Source organism: Thermogutta terrifontis, assembly GCF_002277955.1.
GTDB classification, from domain to species: domain Bacteria; phylum Planctomycetota; class Planctomycetia; order Pirellulales; family Thermoguttaceae; genus Thermogutta; species Thermogutta terrifontis.
Genome location: NZ_CP018477.1, coordinates 665,830 through 683,462 on the forward strand (window position 1 = coordinate 665,830; position 17,633 = coordinate 683,462).

The 17,633-nt window shown below is 59.0% G+C and carries 12 protein-coding genes; 6 read left to right on the plus strand and 6 right to left on the minus strand.

From position 1 onward, the window contains the following. Nucleotides 1–10 precede the first annotated feature (10 nt). Nucleotides 11–2,230, plus strand: a complete 2,220-nt coding sequence (locus THTE_RS02445; RefSeq protein WP_095413947.1) for a GH32 C-terminal domain-containing protein — start codon at nucleotides 11–13, stop codon at nucleotides 2,228–2,230. On the opposite strand, the gene THTE_RS02450 is transcribed toward THTE_RS02445, so the two are convergent. Both THTE_RS02450 and THTE_RS02455 read right to left on the minus strand, forming a co-directional pair. Beyond that, the gene (locus THTE_RS02450) at nucleotides 2,193–3,362 is read right to left on the minus strand and encodes a glycosyltransferase family 4 protein (protein ID WP_095413948.1); all 1,170 of its coding nucleotides are present in this window, start codon (nucleotides 3,360–3,362) and stop codon (nucleotides 2,193–2,195) included. The genes THTE_RS02445 and THTE_RS02450 overlap by 38 nt on opposite strands. Before the next feature lie 12 nt (nucleotides 3,363–3,374). Next, complete coding sequence (locus THTE_RS02455) at nucleotides 3,375–5,207, minus strand: bifunctional homocysteine S-methyltransferase/methylenetetrahydrofolate reductase (protein ID WP_095413949.1); 1,833 nt, start codon at nucleotides 5,205–5,207, stop codon at nucleotides 3,375–3,377. Between the two features lie 768 nt (nucleotides 5,208–5,975). On the opposite strand from THTE_RS02455, the gene THTE_RS02460 reads away from it, so the two are divergent. The 4 genes from THTE_RS02460 to THTE_RS02475 all read left to right on the plus strand — a co-directional run bounded on the left by THTE_RS02460 (nucleotide 5,976) and on the right by THTE_RS02475 (nucleotide 9,659). Continuing rightward, a complete protein-coding gene (locus tag THTE_RS02460) occupies nucleotides 5,976–7,079 on the plus strand; it encodes a glycoside hydrolase family 172 protein (protein WP_095413950.1) in 1,104 nt (367 codons plus the stop codon). 91 nt (nucleotides 7,080–7,170) lie between these two features. Beyond that, nucleotides 7,171–8,361 (plus strand): hypothetical protein, encoded by a 1,191-nt coding sequence (locus THTE_RS02465; RefSeq protein ID WP_095413951.1) that lies wholly within the window; start codon nucleotides 7,171–7,173, stop codon nucleotides 8,359–8,361. 194 nt (nucleotides 8,362–8,555) lie between these two features. Further along, nucleotides 8,556–9,080, plus strand: a complete 525-nt coding sequence (locus THTE_RS02470; protein ID WP_095413952.1) for a GNAT family N-acetyltransferase — start codon at nucleotides 8,556–8,558, stop codon at nucleotides 9,078–9,080. 33 nt (nucleotides 9,081–9,113) lie between these two features. After that, the gene (locus THTE_RS02475; RefSeq protein WP_257789937.1) at nucleotides 9,114–9,659 is read left to right on the plus strand and encodes a DUF1559 domain-containing protein; all 546 of its coding nucleotides are present in this window, start codon (nucleotides 9,114–9,116) and stop codon (nucleotides 9,657–9,659) included. 158 nt (nucleotides 9,660–9,817) lie between these two features. Here THTE_RS02475 and THTE_RS02480 read toward each other — a convergent pair whose 3' ends face one another. After that, complete coding sequence (locus THTE_RS02480; RefSeq protein ID WP_095413954.1) at nucleotides 9,818–10,858, minus strand: GGDEF domain-containing protein; 1,041 nt, start codon at nucleotides 10,856–10,858, stop codon at nucleotides 9,818–9,820. A 269-nt stretch (nucleotides 10,859–11,127) separates the two neighbouring features. Further along, nucleotides 11,128–12,351 carry a 3,4-dihydroxy-2-butanone-4-phosphate synthase gene (gene ribB, locus THTE_RS02485; protein WP_095413955.1) on the minus strand — a complete coding sequence of 408 codons (1,224 nt, stop codon included), beginning with the start codon at nucleotides 12,349–12,351 and terminating at the stop codon, nucleotides 11,128–11,130. Between the two features lie 1,822 nt (nucleotides 12,352–14,173). Between ribB and THTE_RS02490 the strand changes: the two genes are divergently transcribed. Next, a complete protein-coding gene (locus tag THTE_RS02490) occupies nucleotides 14,174–15,628 on the plus strand; it encodes a Mur ligase family protein (protein WP_095413956.1) in 1,455 nt (484 codons plus the stop codon). A 278-nt stretch (nucleotides 15,629–15,906) separates the two neighbouring features. Here THTE_RS02490 and THTE_RS02495 read toward each other — a convergent pair whose 3' ends face one another. Then, complete coding sequence (locus tag THTE_RS02495) at nucleotides 15,907–17,022, minus strand: 16S rRNA (guanine(527)-N(7))-methyltransferase RsmG (RefSeq protein ID WP_095413957.1); 1,116 nt, start codon at nucleotides 17,020–17,022, stop codon at nucleotides 15,907–15,909. Then, nucleotides 17,015–17,590, minus strand: a complete 576-nt coding sequence (locus THTE_RS02500; RefSeq protein WP_095413958.1) for a flavodoxin family protein — start codon at nucleotides 17,588–17,590, stop codon at nucleotides 17,015–17,017. Before THTE_RS02500 ends, THTE_RS02495 begins: the two co-directional genes overlap by 8 nt. Nucleotides 17,591–17,633 lie beyond the last annotated feature (43 nt).

Consider the following 17,633-nt stretch of genomic DNA (forward strand, 5'->3'; position numbering starts at 1 on the left):
GAAATCCGCCATGAATCCAATCGCGGTCATCGTGCTGTTAGCAGGGGGGTGGGTGGTAGCTGGGATTTCGGCCGCCAGTGAAAACGGAGAACGCCCCGTTCGTCCGGATATTCTCGTGGACGATTTTGAGCGTGATTCTTACGCGCCCTGGGTGGCCGAGGGGGAAGCGTTTGGTCCTGGCCCCGCCCCCGGCACGCTCCCGCGGCAAATGGAAGTGACCGGCTATCACGGCCGTCGGCTGGTCAATTCGTATTACGGTGGGGACAGTACGGTGGGGATGCTGACGAGCCCTCCCTTCACAATCGAACGGCGCTATCTCGCCTTTCTCATAGGTGGAGGGGGCTATCCGGAAGAAACCTATATGGAGCTTCTCGTGGATGGGAAAAGTGTTCGTCGGGCAACCGGTCCGAACACCGCACCCGGCGGCTCGGAGGAGCTGGATTGGGCCGTCTGGGACGTCCATGAGTTTGAAGGCCGCACCGCTGTCCTGCGGATCGTCGATCGCCGCACCGGCGGTTGGGGGCACATCAATGTGGATTACATTTTTCAAACCGATCGCAATCCGCTGGAGCAGCTCAAGCCCCTGGAAACAACAGTTCAATCACGGTACCTGCTACTTCCGGTGGCCGGGGAAGGACCGCGGACGCATTGTCGCATTCTCTTGGGCGATCGGGTCCTCCGCTATTTCGACATTCAAATTGCCGCAGACGATTCGGATGTGAGATTTTGGGCGGCAATTGATCTGCGTGATTATCGCGGCCAGACGGTCCGCTGGGAAATCCGTCCCCGCTCTGCCCGCGTTCTGGTGGAAAAACGCCTTCGGCAGAGCGACGCACCGGTTTGGCCGGAGAACCTCTATCGGGAAGCGTATCGGCCGCAGTTCCATTTCTCACCGCGGGTGGGTTGGACCAACGATCCCAATGGCCTGGTGTACTACGATGGCGAATATCACCTGTTTTTCCAGCACAATCCCTTTGGGATTCAGTGGGGTAACATGACCTGGGGCCACGCGGTGAGCCGGGATCTGGTCCACTGGGAAGAGATCGGTGACGCCATCCTTCCTGACGAGCGGGGCACGATCTTTTCAGGGTCAGCGGTGGTCGACCTCGATAATACGTCGGGGCTTGGTCGGCCTGACCAGCCGCCTCTGTGTGCGTTTTACACCGCCGCCGGTGGCCACTCCTACCAACCCTGCCCGTTCACTCAGTGCATTGCCTACTCGCTGGATCACGGTCGCACCTGGAGCAAATACCCTGGCAATCCTGTGGTGGATTTCATTGCCGATGAGAATCGTGATCCAAAGGTCTTCTGGCATGAGGCAAGTCGGTGCTGGATCATGGTGCTCTACGTTCGGCGGGACGCGTTCTCGATCTTTTCTTCCCCTAACCTGAAAGAGTGGACCCTGGAGAGCGAAGCGGCGTTTCCCACGGCCCATGAGTGTCCCGAACTATTCCCGCTCGCGGTGGAGGGAGAGCCAAACGAAGTCCACTGGATCCTGTGGACGGCCTCCGGCAACCATTTGATCGGCCGATTTGATGGGCGTCGCTTCACCGCGGAAAGTGACGTGCTGCGGAGCGAATGGGGAAAGAACTGTTATGCGGGACAGACATGGAACAACGCACCGGGCGGCCGGCGGGTTTTCATCGGATGGATGAATTCCGACGGTTCCGCGTATCCGGGAATGCCTTTCAACCAGCAGATGACGGTGCCCCGGGAGTTGACGCTCCGCCGCACGCCGCAAGGATTAAGACTTTTCGCCCGTCCCATCCAGGAACTTGAATCACTCCGCGCGAAATCGGCACGATTCCAGGGAGTTGCTCTGGGAAATGACAGCCCATCGCAATCCTGGCCGGTGGGCGATCTTCTGGATATCCGCCTTGCTGTGCAGAATCGGTCGGCAGAGCAAATCATTTTGGAGGTGAAAGGTGTCAGGCTGTCATGGTCCCCGGTTCGGGGAGAGCTGGAATGCCTGGACCGACGGATCACCGATTTGCCGAGGGATCGTCCTCTCCACCTGCGATTGCTCGTGGATCGCACGTCGCTGGAAATTTTTGCTTTGGACGGCAGTTACGTGATGTCGTTCTGCTGGCCATTTGGTCCGAAGCCGGGGCAGTTCACGATCACGGCACGGGGTGGCGACGCGGTGATTGAATCTCTGGAAATTCACGAACTGCGTTCGATCTGGGAAAACATCACACGCCAGGGCGAACAGGAAAAGCCGGGCGGTTGAAAAGACCCTCCAGAATCTGCTCCAGCCGTTCCATCCGGCGATCAAAACCGTAGTGCGTTTTCACATGCTGGCGGGCGTTTTCCCCAAGTGCCACTGCCCGGGAACGATCGGTCACCAATTGCTTCACCGCTTCGGCCAGGGCACGGTCATCCCCTGGCGGAATGAGAGTTCCCGTCTCGCCATCGCGGATGAGTTGGGGAATTCCCCCCACGGGGGTTGTCACGACGGGCACGGCCATGGCCATCGCTTCGAGGAGGACGTTGGGCAGTCCTTCGCGGAGACTGGACAGAATGAACACGTCCATAGCCGCATAGTACGGCCGGGGATCCGGGGTGTGTCCGACCAGAGTCACGTGCTGTTCCAGAGAGAGGTCGCGGATCGTGTTGTGAAGCTCGTCCCTGGCCGGACCATCGCCCACAATGAGCGCGCGCACTGACAGACCGTTCTCAATGAGCCGGGCCAATCCGCGAAGCAAGGTGCCCAAATCTTTCTCGGCGGAGAGCCGACCCACATAGCCCACAACCGGGCACGCAACGGACAGACCGAGTCGCCGTTTGGCGTCTTCGCGTGAGGAAGGCGGTGCAAACTCTTCGCAATCCACGCCGTTGGGTAATACCTCGCAGATTGACGGTGGTATCCCGGCACGTATGCATTCTTCACGCAGCGAGGGCGAGACGCACACCACCCTGTCGAACCCCCGGAGACACAATTTGTGGATGAAATGGTAAAAATGGACCCGGGGAGCGTAAACACCCCACCCGTGCACGGTGCTCACGAGCTTCATCCGGTGACCATGGTGAAGGAGCCAGCCCAGTGCATCGGCCTTGTAGTCATGCCCATGCCAGATTACATTGCCCAGCTTGCGAACGAGTCGAAATAGCCGAGTGACGGTGCGAAAATCGAGCGGGCCGCGATCCTCGAGGTCAATCAGGGACACATCGAGTTCCCGTCCACGGTTGCGGATGACCTCGAAGGCGGGATCAGCGGGTGGATGGAGGTAGACGATCTGCACGGGCCAGCCGCGTGCCTTCAACCATCGTGCGCCCAGAAGAATCGTCTTTTCCGGACCTCCGCCGGCTCCGGTGACGGTGCGGACTTCCAGAATGGTGGGACGCGTAACGGAAGGCGGCATGGCGACAATGCTTCACGCCCCGATCACTTCCAGGGCCACCTGAATCTTGCCGAACGGGGCACTCACCTGAACTCCAGCCACGCGATCGCGGATTCGCTCGATGGCCTGTCGGGCGATTTCAATCCCCATTTTGAGTTGATCTTCCCGGCTGGTGACGGAGGCCATTTTTTCCATCACCCAATCCGGAATGACCACGCCGGGGACTTCATTTTTCAGGAACGTGGCGTTGCGAAGGCTGGCCAGCGGCCAGATTCCCGCGATGATCGGAATGCCGTAGTGCTGTACCTTGTCCAGAAATCGCAACAGGGCGTCGGGGTCGAAGACCGGCTGAGTGATGGCGAACTCGGCCCCGGCCTCCACTTTGCGGCGAAAGCGGTCGAGTTCGCGGTTTTGATCGATCGCCGTGGGATCCAGACCGACGCCGATGACCGCGGCGGTCGGTGGATCGATGGGCTGGCCGCCGAGATCCACGCCCTGATTGAGACGCTTCTGAACCCCCACCATGCCAATCGAGTCGGTATCGAACACGCCTGTAGCATGGGGGTAATTACCGAGCTTGGGTGGATCGCCGGTGACAAACAGGATGTTGCGGATGTCACAGGCGGCACAGGCGAGGAGGTCCGCCTGCATGCCGATGAGGTTCCGGTCCCGGCAGCAGAAATGGAGGATGACTTCGATCATCGCCTCCCGCTGGATGCGATCCGCTGTGATCAGGGGCGAAATCCGCGAGCTGGCGCGGGGGCCATCAGGAATGTTGACGGCATCCACTCCGTGCCGGTGGAGCATTTTGCTTTTCTCGATGATGTCACGGAGGTCGTATCCGCGGGGAGGAACCAGTTCGACCGAGGTCACCCATTGTTTGTGCACCAGCCGCCAGGCAAATCGCGAGCGCTCCGCCAGAGGCACCGGCGTTTTGAGCTCCACGGTCTCTGCCGGGGTGACAAAAACAGGTTTTATTCGGGCACGGACAAGAGGTTTGACCGCATCGCAGATCGCACGGATGTGGTCTGGCGTTGTGCCGCAGCACCCGCCGACCCCCGCCGCCCCCAGGTTGACGAATCGCTTGGCGTACTCGGCCAGATACTCGGGCGAACAGAGGTAAATGCGGCGATGTTCAACTTCCTTTGGGATGCCGGCATTCGGCTGCACGACGAGCGGTTTGCGAAGAATGCGGACTGCCTGCTCCACAGCCCCAAGCAGACCGTGGGGCCCGCTGCCGCAGTTAAGGCCCCAGGCAAGCGGTTCCGGACACCCTTCGGGGAGCGGGGCAAATAATCGCTGGACCGTCTCACCGGAAGCGGTTTCGCCGTCCTCGTAAACGGCCGCTGAAAGGATGAACGGCACCCCCGGCCGTTCCCGCATCGCCGCCGCACAGAGTTCCAGGGCCTGACGACTGGGCTGGGTTTCAAAAATGATGAAGTCCACGCCGCCCTCCAGGAGGGCATCGACCTGCTCCCAGATCATTTGCCACAGAGCTTCTTCGTTTTGGGGCAGCGTGGGAAGCGGCCCAATGGAACCGGCAACGTAGACCGGTCGATCTGCGGCATCCGCCACTTGCCGGGCAATTTGGGCCCCTGCCTGATTGATCGCCCGCACCTGCTCAGCCAGGCCGTACTTGGCGAGGGTCTCCCGATTCGCACCGAAGGTGTTGGTGGTCAGGACTTCGGCGCCCGCGTCGCAGTACGACTGATGGATTTTGCGGATGAGCTTGGGATCGGACAGATTGAGTTCATCAAAACACCGATTAGTGAACACGTGATGGCGATAGATCTCCGTGCCCATGGCTCCGTCGAACACCACGACGCCCTGGGCGAGGTATTCGGCAAAGGGTTGTTTATCCGCCATGAAGATTCACCTTTCTCCCGCATTCAAGCCATGGAGAAGCCCGGGTATCGCTTTTGCAAGCCGATTGTAACCGCCCGCGACGTCCATCGGGGACTGTCACCCAAGAGGTGGCAGCGCCACCCGCCGCGAAATCTTCATTGTAGCTTAAGAACTGATCGCCCGAGAATCCGCAGTCGCCGTAAGCCATTACCATTTTTGCTAAGACCTATGACATACCACGATCGCGAAGTGTTGTTGGGCGATTCATGAATCGCCCGTGCAACTTGATCACGGTCACAGACCATCTCGGTAGGGGCCATTCATGAATGGCCCCCACCAATCCTTGTGATCTCGTATGTGCAAGGGGGTTCGCGCTCGGAAAGTGCCTGGGCCGGACGGACGTACTTATCACGTCCGCATTTCAACGTTAGACCATGCATTGCGTTTGGGCGGGCATCGAGGGGTGTTTCGGAGGGGCACGCTTGTCGTGCCCGATGAAGGGGAATGGGTCATTGACTGCTGTTGATCGGACCTGACAAGCAGGTCCCTCCGACGTTGTAGGGGCAATTCATGAATTGTCCCTACCTGGCTGCGGTTGCATCTGTTGTAGCGGGTGAACGTCACATAATGGTGCGACAACCGGCTGTGCCAAGCCACATTTCTTCAGCCCCATTCTTTATCCTACCGGTTGCCAGGGGGAAGTTTTTTCGGCAGAATGGGGGCGGCATACAGGCGACAGGACGCAGTGTCGGTTCACAGCGTAGGTTTACCTGAAGAAAGGACGGCACAATGAAACGCGTTTTCTGGCTCGGCACAGCGGTCGGACTTGCGGTAGGGCTTTGGCTGACGGGTGCAGCCGTGTGGGGCCAGCAGCCGGATTTGATTCACCAACCCTATCTGCTGGATACTGGCCTGGTTTCGCGATCAATTTCGTTCGAGAACCCCACAGGGGCACCGGGAGAAGGGGGCAAGGCTGCCAGCAACCTTGGCGTGGGTCGGAAAGGGTCGCCGATGCGCCCCATCAAGCCCGGGGAAACCCTTCAGCTCTGCGATATCGAAGGGCCCGGCACCATCCGCCATATCTGGCTGACCACCGAATCGAATCCGGAGAACCTGCGGAGCCTGGTCATCCGCGCGTACTGGGAAGGTCAGGAACACCCCAGTATCGAATGTCCGCTGGGCGACTTTTTCGGCTTTGCCCACGGCAAGGTGATGCCGTACTTCTCGGCCGTCCACTCGGTGGGGCCGCGCGCCGGAATGAACATCTGGCTGCCGATGCCCTTCACCAAACGTGCGCGAATTACCCTTACCAATGAAACGAAGGGCAACCGGACACCCCCGATCTTTTATCAGATCGACTACACCCTGGGAGATAAACACCCCGAGGATGTCGGCCGACTGCACGTCCTTTTCCGGCGTGAAAATCCCACCAGGCAAAAACAGGATTTCGAGATTTTGCCCTTGCGGAAAAACAAAGGTCGGTATATCGGTGTCGTCATTGGGGTACGCAATCTTCACCCAGGCCAGTGGTGGGGTGAAGGCGAAATTAAAGTGTACATGGATGGTGACACCGAGTTTCCCACAATTTGCGGCACGGGCAGCGAGGACTATGTAGGACTTTCCTGGGGCATGCAGCAGGTGCCGTTTTTCTATCAGGGGTGTTCGCTTGACCAAAACAATTTTGTTTCCATGTACCGTTGGCATTTGCCCGACCCCATCGCGTGGCAGAAGGAGTGCCGCATCACCATCCAGCAGATCGGATGGAAGAACGGACTGGTGGAAACGGAAGATGACTGGTGCTGCGCAACTTTCTGGTACGAACCCACGCCAAGTGCCCCGTTGCCGCCGCTGCCCGATGTTGATGCCCGCATCGCCGACATCTGGAAGGATTGAGACCCCTTAAAAACACCGAGTTCTCTCCTTGTGAGCGCGGACATTCCGCGGACGCGGTGACGTGCGCCAGCCGATTGAGGAGGGAAAAATCATGGAGGAACCGCGTGAGGTTGCCATTCGACGTGTGCTGTGGTGGAAAGTTTTTCCGTGGTTGCGCCTGGTCCGCGCGGCAGTTGTGGCGTGCACCCCGCGGGTGTTGGTGATTGCCATCGCGGGCTTGCTGCTGGTGGAAGCCGGACGCCAGGTCCTGGAATACGCTTTTCCCAACCGCGAGCCTTTGCCTGCCCTTCCTCGCGGGGTGCCCCTGAGCTTGGGAGGAGGCGATCTCAGCCTGGCCCAGCCCGTCCAGCCTCGGTTTGAGGCTCCCAAGCCGTCCTCATCTCGGGCACGGGAAAGTTCATCGTTGCTGGCGGAGCTTGCTCGGCAACCGCGGCTGGTGCCCGTTTTCGGCGTTTGGGCGGACCTTGCCAGTTGTTACACATATTTTCTTCAAATCACCTATGTTCCCGATCGGCCGGAGATGCCCCGTGCCATTCCCCAAGAAAGGTCCTGGGTGGACTGGATCAAACGGCTTTTCCACCTCATTTGGGTCTTCGCAGTGTGGGCGTTGTGCGGAGGTGCCATCCTGCGTTTCGCCGCACTGGCTTCTTTACGGGGAGAGGGGCACAGTCGCGGAAGATGGTTTCGCTTTGCTCTCGCACGCTGGCCCGCGGGGATGGCATGTGTTCTCGGCGGTTGGGTGGCCATTTACGGTTTCGGCTGGATTTCGGCCGTGGTATGTCTGGGGGCGAACTGGTTCGGGACGCATGTTCTGCCCCTTGGCTGGGCCTGGGTTATCACGGTGATTCCGGCCGCGATCCTCACGCTGGTCGTCGTTCTCGTCGTCCTTGGCTGGCCGTTGATGCTGGCGGCCATTATGATCGACAACCAGGACGGCTACGGAGCAGTGGGGGCTGCGGGCTCCTATTTATTCCGGCGGCCGTTCCACTTTCTCTTCTATGCCGGGGTGGCTGCCGTTATTGGTGCGGCGGTGGCCGTGGTGGTGGCGATCCTTGTGGAATGGTGTATTGGACTGACGCTCTGGTCGGCGGAACTCGTTCTACCGAGGGTCTCCTTTGGAGAGATTCTCGCCAACTCGAGTCTGGCTCAGTGGCACAACGTGTTCCGCCACCTGACCTCGGCTTATCTGTATGGGCATTTTTGGACGTCCACGGCCGTGGCCTATGTCCTGCTGCGGCATGCTGTGGATGAAACGGAGTTCGACGAACTGTACGACGAGTAGTCCGTGAGAAACGGCCTGGCGCGGGAAAAACGTCCGCGGATCCTGTGTATTGGGTGGACCCTTGCAAAAGGAACGTATGATTTGGATCGTCTTTGTGTGCGAGTTTGACAAATCAAACTTCGCGGGCAAAAAACGAAGAATGCACCATCCCAGTCATTTGAAAAGAAAGGATCAGGCACTAGGTGAGTGGCATAATGAGGACGCAAGATAAAGTCAGCCTGGATTTTCGCTCGACGGTGCGACCGGACGACAGGCTTGCCGTGCGGCGGCTGGTGGAGTCTACTGGGTTTTTCCGTCCGGACGAGGTCGATGTTGCTGAGGAGTTGGTCACAGAGCGGTTGCTGAAAGGACCTGCCAGCGGGTATGAGTTTCTCTTTGCAGATCAGGAAGGGCAGCTCCGGGGATATGTGTGTTTCGGTCCTATCCCGTGCACCGTTTCCAGTTGGGATCTTTACTGGATCGTGGTGGATCCGGCTTATCAGCGGCAGGGGTTGGGACGGCAGCTCCTTCGGGAGGCAGAAAAGGCCATTCGAGCTGCCGGGGGGACCCGGGTTTATGTGGATACCTCCGGCCGGGAGCAGTATCAACCGACCAGACAGTTTTATGAAAAAAACGGCTACCGGGTGGCAGCCGTCCTCGAGGATTTTTATGCGCCGGGTGACGCAAAAGTTATTTACGTCAAAGTGCTCACGGGTACTGGTAACTCCGGGAAGTTATGATGCTTTTCCTCCGGGTGTGCCCAGCCGTGGGCGGTGCCCCGTCGTCACTCCGGAATGTCAAAGCTGAATTCGTTGGGTCCGCCTTCTTTTATTGGAGTGCAGAACAGCCGTTTGGTGGGCGAGGCGATTGCCCGGGATGTGGGCGCGTATAATAGCGCCCCGCCCTCGTTGTGCTTGCAGCAAGTGGGGCCAAATCGGCAATTTACCGGGAATATTCAGGGGCCAGATTGGCTCATTGGCTGGCGTTGGGCGGATGGAAGAAACCCGTACACGTTCTTCTATCCCATGCTGCCGCCGAACGGTCCGAGCTGTGGGAACGACGGGGAGAACTGGTGCATCGTGACCGCGAGCAGCCGTCACCCGGGCGGTGTCAATGTGCTGTTCCTGGATGGCGCGGTGCGGTTTATCAGTGAGACGATCGACGCGGGTGATCCGACGCGGACTGCCACGGCCCCGCCGCCGGGCTTCCCGCCCCTTGTGAATCCCAGCCGACCGCAGGACTACACAGGACCCTCGCTGTACGGTGTCTGGGGTGCCCTGGGAAGTGCCTACGGAAAAGAATCCGTGCAAGTTCCGTAATCGGAAGACGTGTAGAAGCTGGGTTTGAAGCGGAACGACTCTCCCCGGGGTTGGCATCGGATGATGCCAACCTTTTTTATTACGCGCCGGGAGGGGGGAGGCTCCGCAAGTTAACGGCTCCTGTAACGAAGCCTTGGGTGTCGACGGGCCGCGAGGCCTCACACCGTCACGCCAAGTTGCGCCAGTTTGGATCGCAAGACCTGTACAAGTGACTGTGCCTCCGGGTCACGGTCCCAGGCTGCAGAATCGCTGGCATCTTCGGCGATAGTACTGGCCGTGGAGGGGCGGAAAAGGGATTGCCAGGCGACAGGGTGCAAGCCGTCATGGTAAAAAGTGCAGTTACGGCCTGCGTGCTTGGCGGCGTACAGAGCTTCGTCGGCACGTTCAAAGACGCGGTTCTCGTTGTCGGTTTCCAGGAATATCGCCACGCCACAGCTTAATGAAACCGGCGGACAATTGGCCCCGTCCTCTCCAGCATGACGACCTGCCTGACGCGCCCGCTCGACTTCCTCCAAGGTTTGTGAGAGCTGGACGTGAGGCCAGATGAGGGCGAATTCCTCTCCCCCGATCCTTGCCAGAACCGAATGGGCCGGAGCTGCGGCACGCAGGGCCGCGGCAACCTTGACGAGCACTTGGTCGCCTGTCTTGTGTCCGTAGGTGTCGTTGATGTGCTTGAAATGATCGACATCGAAAATGGCCAGGGCAAAGGGACGATGCTCGTTCCGAAAGTCGCGTATGAATCGGAATAACTCCTGATCGAACACGTGGCGATTCGGCAAACCCGTGAGCGGATCAGAACGAACCTCCTGCCACTGGGCCTGAAGTTCCTGATGCTGCTGCGCGATCTGCGATTCGGCCAGTGCTAATCGATCCTGGAGCCGACGATTGGTCTCAGCCAGGGTCACCAGGGCAGCCACCACGGTTTCTGTCGTGACGTTGTTTGCGTCCAGATCGCCCAGTTCTTCCATGGTTTCTTCAAGATCACTGCGATGTTCCTGCAGGTGGGTTTTCAACGTTCCCACGATGCCGGAAAGCCGCTTGAGCAGCCGCTGCAATGTAGGGGGAAAATGGGAATTGTCGGCGGCCTCGGAACGTTGCTTCTTGTGGTGGAATGATGAGAAAAAGCCGCGCCACACAACTCCTGCGATGCAGATTCCGGCTACCATCGCCAGAGTTGCCACTAGTGACGCCATCGCCATGCTGTGTGACCTCCCACAGACACGAGAGTTGAAAAGTTCGTTGCCGAATCAGTTTGACGGCGCTTGTGTTGGAAAAGACGTCCGTCGGTGAAAAGAGAACCTCCCGCCGCCTGACACTCAATGTGCGGCGTCCAAGTAAGTATAGCATACGGGAAAGTAGTAGTTGTGGAGAGGCGCCCCATGAATCGCCCTGACCGGCCGTTGGTGGTTTTCCACCACCCGGTTCCACCAGGAACCTTGTGCCGAATGAGTCCCACAGCCGGGCCCAATCAAAAAGAGTCGGGCAGGAGGTGTCCCATCTTGTCCCGTTTTGTCGCCAGATATTTGGCGTTGAATTCGTTGACGGGGCCCACAATCGGAATTTGATCGACCACCTGAAGGTCAAAGCCACCGTAGATGAAGGCGTCTGTCTTCTTGGGATTGTTGGTGAGCAGTCGGACCTTGCTCAGTCCCAGGTCCTTGAGGATCTGAATCCCGATGCCGTAATCGCGGCAGTCCACCTGATGACCCAGGGCAAGATTGGCCTCGACGGTGTCCATGCCTTCGTCCTGGAGGTGGTAGGCCTTGATTTTTTCCACCAGGCCAATGCCGCGACCTTCCTGGGGGAGATACACCAGCACACCGGTCCCTTCCTGGCCGATCATCTGGAGAGCCAGATGGAGTTGATCGCCGCAATCACAGCGGAGGGAGGCGATGAGGTCGCCGGTAAAACACGAGGAATGAAGCCGCACCAGAGGCGCGGCGACCCGGGTGGGATCACCAAACACAATCGCGATGGGTTCCTGGTTTTCGTATTTCACCCCGTAGGCAATGATCTTACCCAATCCGTACTTGGTGGGGAGCTGCGCTTCGGCGATGCGGTAAACGAGTTTTTCCCGGCGGCGGCGATAGCGGATGAGGTCTTCCACGGTGATGATCTTGAGATGGAAGCGGCGGGCGAGTTCATGAAGTTCCGGGCGACTGGCGCGATCCCCGCGGTCGTTGAGGACTTCACAGAGAACACCGGCGGGCGCCAGCCCAGCCAGCCGGGCCAGATCAACGGCAGCTTCGGTGTGGCCAGCGCGACGGAGGACGCCGCCCTCTTTGGCAATGAGGGGATAGACGTGCCCCGGTCGGGCAAAGTCTCCCGGTTTACTGGTGGGATCGATCAGGGCCCGAATCGTTTTGGCCCGCTCCGCTGCCGTGATTCCCGTGCGGCAGGATCGATGATCCACGGGGACCGTGAACGCCGTTCCCAGCGGCGAAGTGTTCTCTTTCACGATGAGAGAGAGTTCCAGCCGCTCGGCCACGTCGGGCAGAATGGCCGCACAGAGGAGCCCCCGGCCGTAAGTGATCATAAAATTGACAATTTCCGGCGTCACTTTCTCCGCCGCGCAGATGAAGTCGCCCTCGTTTTCCCGATTCTCATCGTCCAGAACGATGACGACTTCGCCCTGTGTGATGGCGTCGATTGCCTCGTCAATGGTGTTGAATGTATCCTGGGACTCCGTCATGGATGTGATCCTGATATTCGTGAACCGACGGCCTCACAGACCTCGGGTGGGTTTAATGGCCACGCCGCGAGTTAGCGGTCAATTCTGGTCGATGTAACGGTCAAACACAGGAACTCGGCGAATTGGGCCAAGGATACGGGAGCAAACCGGCCGCGGCAGTCTGGGTCTTTCTTTTTATTCTACGTTTGGGAGTGCGAAATCCGCTAGCGTCACAAAATTAAAGTTCACCCATTATCGAAATGGCGGGTGGGTGGAAATGGGGCTATGGCACAAGAATCGCCTGACCTGCGTGGCCAGTCAATCAAATAGGTGCGAGACCTCTCTGGGGAGCCGCCGGGATACTCAGGAAAGGTGTGGCAAACGACATGGTGATTTCGCTTGTCGCAAGGGACGACTGGCAGGGCGATTCATGATCCGCCCCTACCGAGGATGTTGCCAATGCTTGGGCACAACGCCTCGCCAAGCGGCCAGTAGGGGCAGTTCATGAAGTATCCCCATCAAAGCCCACAACCTATTAACGGGCAATTTGTGAATTGCCCCCACCATAGGCCGGGTCAGTTGATCATCCTTAATGTATTGTCGAGGCAGCTCGTAAACTGCTCCGAAGGGAATTCGACGCACCCGGCTGTAGTTGAGGTCAAAGTACCGACCGCGCGGATGGCGAAAGAAATGAGCGGCGGACCCTCTCATTTCTGAGGGGGGCCGCCGCCGTTCGAAAGGAGGTGTACAGGGACGACAGGGAAGCCCGGCGAGACCTGGATCCAAGTCCTGCGGTGAACCGTTTTGCCGAAGCCCACTTTAAGCCCCCATCTGCCCCGTTGAGGATCAGCCCCGATTCGCACGCAGCCCTTCGCTGGAGAAAAACTGTGCCCCGACCTCTGCCCCTTGTGCCCCGCGCCCCTTCTCTGTGCCCCGATGCCCCTTTGCGAGAATCGATCCCGGGAGTCGTTGCCGTGAGGGCTAATTGCCCAATGCCCCAGCACCCCTTTGATAGGTGATTTCACCCTGGCTGCCCCACCCAGGTCCCCTTTCTGTTTTGCCTTGCCCCGTTGCAGTAACCTGCCCCTTTCACGGAGTTGGCATGCCCCTTCGAGAATGCTTCAGGACGTGCTTCCCGTTGCCCGATCCAGGTCTCCTTCGGCCTTTCACCTATACAGTAACCGAGTCCCTGGACAACCCATGTCCAACCTTCCGCAAAATTCAGCAGCGCCTGCCGACAGGCTGGCGGGAGGCCGATTATGGGGGCTCTTTTCCACAGGGGCCATCACTCGTTTTCAGCAGTGATAAGCCCAGCGCTTGCGCGTTGCCGTCAGTGCCGGGTAACTCTTGGATTCAGTGCATCCGTGCTGACGTAGTTCATTGCGGGTATCCCGGCGCTGAGATCAGCTTTGCCGAAGTTCAACCGCTGTCCAACTCGCCGTGCGATGAGAGGTTGGGATGACGAAAGTCGCGAAATCGCGGTAGGGGCGACTCACGAATCGCCCCCAACTCGCGCAAAACTGGTGAAATAAATCAGATTGCTGGGAGGGGAAAACTCAGCACTGATTCGTGCCGCATGGCCCTATCCACGAAGCATCCCTGGCGATTGCCCTTGTTGGCGTTTTTTGCAACGGTAGGTGAATAGGTGGCCCCCTGCCAAGTTTGCCCTTGACACAATCGGCGAAATCAGGAAAATCCCGCAACATCAGCAAACGACGCGGGCATACGGAAAGGAGTCCGGTATGCCGCGTGAGTCAGGCTGTGCGGCCGATATGCCACCTGGTCTGGATGTCGAAAGCTGAAGCATCTTTGGTAAGCCACCGAGGTAAGGAGGCCTCGGAGAATGCGGTTGTGTGCCTCGACGGGGAAAACGATCGCTTTGCGGCAGGTTCTGCCGGATGCGCAGGTGGTGGGCGCGACGGAAGTGTCGCTCACTCGATGTCGCTGCCATCCGCGGGACGTTCGGCCGGGCGATCTGTTTGTGGTGCTTCATCCACCGGGAGCACGTCGCGATGCCGCATTACAGCAGGCGCTGACGCGGGGATGTGCCGCAGTGCTGGCTGATCATCCGTTGGAAGGCCTCCCTGTGCCGGTCATCTATGTGAGGAATGCTCGTGAGGCTTTCGGTCGCATTTCGCATGCGATGGCGGATTATCCCGCCCGAAAGCTCCACGTTATCGGCGTGACCGGCGCCTATGGTAAGACGACCACCGCATGTCTGCTGACCCGGGTGCTCGTTGAGGCCGGTTTCAATACTGGCATGCTTACCACGCTGGGTTACTTCGAGGGCGAGGAATCCGCATTCCCCCGGGAAACGACTCCACCAGCGGACGAACTGGCGCTATCTCTGGCGCGGATGGTGAACAATCACTGCACGCATGCGGTGGTCGAGGTAACTGGCAAAGCGATTCGAGAACAGTACCTGGCGGGGATGGAACTCGATGTCGCCGTGCTGGTCAATACCGACGTCGAAGCAAAGGCACGTCACCCCAATTCATATTTCCGCGTGCTGGAATGGTTAAAGCCGGAAGGGGTGGCCGTCGTCAACGCGGATGATCCCGGTTGTCGTGGTTGGCTTTCTGGTTTGGCCCATCCCGCTCTGACGGTCGGTTTGCAGATGCCGGCCGAGATCAAAGGCTACGAAATCAGCCGCCAGTTAGGGGAAGAGATTTTTTACCTGATGGCGGGTGGTGAGACCTTCCCTGTTCGCACGCGGATGTTCGGCCGCCATCACATTTTGAGTTGTTTGGCGGCTGCGGCAGTGGGGCTCGTTTATCAAATTCCGCTCGAGGTGATCGTCAAAGCGCTGGAAAGCGTGGACCAGATCCCGGGGCGATTACAGCCGGTCCTGGCAGGCCAGCCATTTTCCGTGTTTGTCGACGCCGCCGAGACTGCGGAAGCGGTTCGCGCGACGCTGACGACCATTCGTCCGCTGGTTTCGGGGCGATTGATCTGCGTGGCCCATCCGCCCCGTCGAGGTCAAGGCGATATCGCCGGTTGGGTCCAGACATTGGAAGAGTTTGCCGATCTGATTGTGCTCACACTACCTGGCGTGGGAGAAGGGCACACGAATCTTTTGGCAGCGGGTGCCAGATATCTTCGGGACCGCCATCGTGCGATGCTGCTTCCCGATCGAACGGAAGCCATCGGTTGGGCTCTCACGCAGGCCCAGCCCGAGGATTGCATCCTGCTCCTTGGAAATGGCCATCGCTTGTGGAGAGCCACACGGGATGGTGACTTGATCGTCGATGACTACCGCTTTGTACGGCAGTGGTTGCAGCAGGAGTACCCTGCATGAGGAGGGATGACGTCACCCGCGGTGCGTCGTCCAGAGGACCAGAAGGAGTGCGGCAATCATTTATGGAAAACGGGAAGGAGTGAGAAATCACACAGCCAGCGGTAACCCCATCGATTGCGTTGGGTGTGCGGGAGCCCGATGCAGCCCTCCCTCCTGGGGTGAAGCATCGAGCTTGTCGGAAGATGCGGTTTCTGGGTCGGCCGCTCCGACAAGCGCTTCTCGATGGGGTTTGATTGCCTGACGGCCGGGGCGGTGCGGGTCACACCGCCCCCGGCCGGTCAGGGAGATTTCTCGCCGCGCTCTTTTTCTTTCTGATCGCCTTTCCTCTTGCGGGACTTCATTTTCGCTTTCTGAGAAGGGTCGGTTGCCGGAGCTTGCCCTGCTTGTCCCGTCGTGCTCCGGGAAGCTTTCCCCGACTTCTTGGACTGGGATGACTTTTCCTGACGGCGGGTCCCCGTTTTCACTTGACCGTGCTGTGGAGTTTGTGCAGGACTTTCTTTTTTTCCAGATTGTTTTTGAGGGCTCTGGAATCGGGCCAGAGGCCCCGGCCGATCGGGCGTGATCAGGCCCGTCGGGAATATCTCGTAGCGGAGTTTCCGCAGTTGGCATCCCCGCGGGGGGACCAGCCGGTCTTCGGGGCACACCTGCAGGAGAACGCTCTCGGCTCCGGTGTCAGGGATGGTGTAGCGATCCACGATGCGCAGTGCGTAACCGTGCATCACCCCATAATGGCGGGCTTGACCGCGCTCTTCCACCCACGTCGGTCCCTTGAGAAGGAGCATGCGATCGAAACAGGGCCAGTATGGCTTGAACCATCTCATGAGCTCGAGGAGGGTGGCCACGGCCCTTATCACCAGCGAATGAAACTCCCAGCCTCCCGCTGCCAGAAAATTCTCCGCCTTGCCCACCAAAACGGGCAGCGGCAGCTCGAGCTTTTCGCACATATCGGCAACGGCCCGAGCCCGCTTGCCTACCGATTCGCACAGGGCGATCTGCAGATCGGGACGAAGAATCGCCAAAATAATTCCTGGGACCCCGCTCCCCGTGCCCACATCCAAAACAACTTCATCGGGTTGGAGCACTCTCGCGAAGGAAAGCGTGTCGATGATATCCCGGCCGACAAATTTCCGGTAATCCGTGTGCCGGGTGAGATTCATCTGGGCATTCCATTCGTTGCGAAGATGGAAATACCGATCAAGCTGGCGAATCTGCTCGGGGAAGAGCGAAATGCCGTATTCTGCGAGGGCTTCTTCGAGTGTTTGCGGGGCCGAAGTACCAGGTTCGGCGGCTGATTCGGTAGGCTGCACCTCATGTGGTTCGCCGCCCGTCACCGAGGGCTGCGCTGCTTCGGAATCGTCCTTTTCGAGATGGGGAATCGTGTTGTCTTCAACCATGGAGTTTTTTTATCACCCACGCCATATTTTCGCCCAGGATTCGCATTGTCCGCAGGCCTTCCTCATCGTTGTTCACATCTCCCGGCTCAAGACCCCGGCCCAGATTCCAGTAGATGGATCCCACGACGATCATCTGGGCGATGAGGAAGTAGTGGTTGAGCGAATCAAAAGTGTGGACCGCGCCTCCGCGTCGGACGGCCACCACGGCCGCCCCCACCTTGCGGCGGAACATGTCTCCGGCCGCCCGGGCGACCATCCCGGTTCGTTCCATGAGCGCTTTCATGTTGGCCGTCACGTCCGCGAAGTAGACCGGTGAGGCAAGAATCACTCCCTGAGACCGGGAAATCTTTTGGATTGCCTCGTTGATAAAACCATCGTCTTTCTGGTGGCATCGGCCGGGCTCCCGAAAACAGCGGTAGCAGGCAATGCATCCGCTGATCTGCCGACCAGCCAGGGAAACATGCTCGGTTTCGATCCCTTCATTCTGGAGGACATTCAAAACGGTGTTGACCAGAATGCTTGTATTGCCATCTTTGCGTGCACTGCCATTGAACGCGATCACCTTCATGGTCGTCTCCTCCCGAAAGTCCTTACATGAACCCTACGTTAGG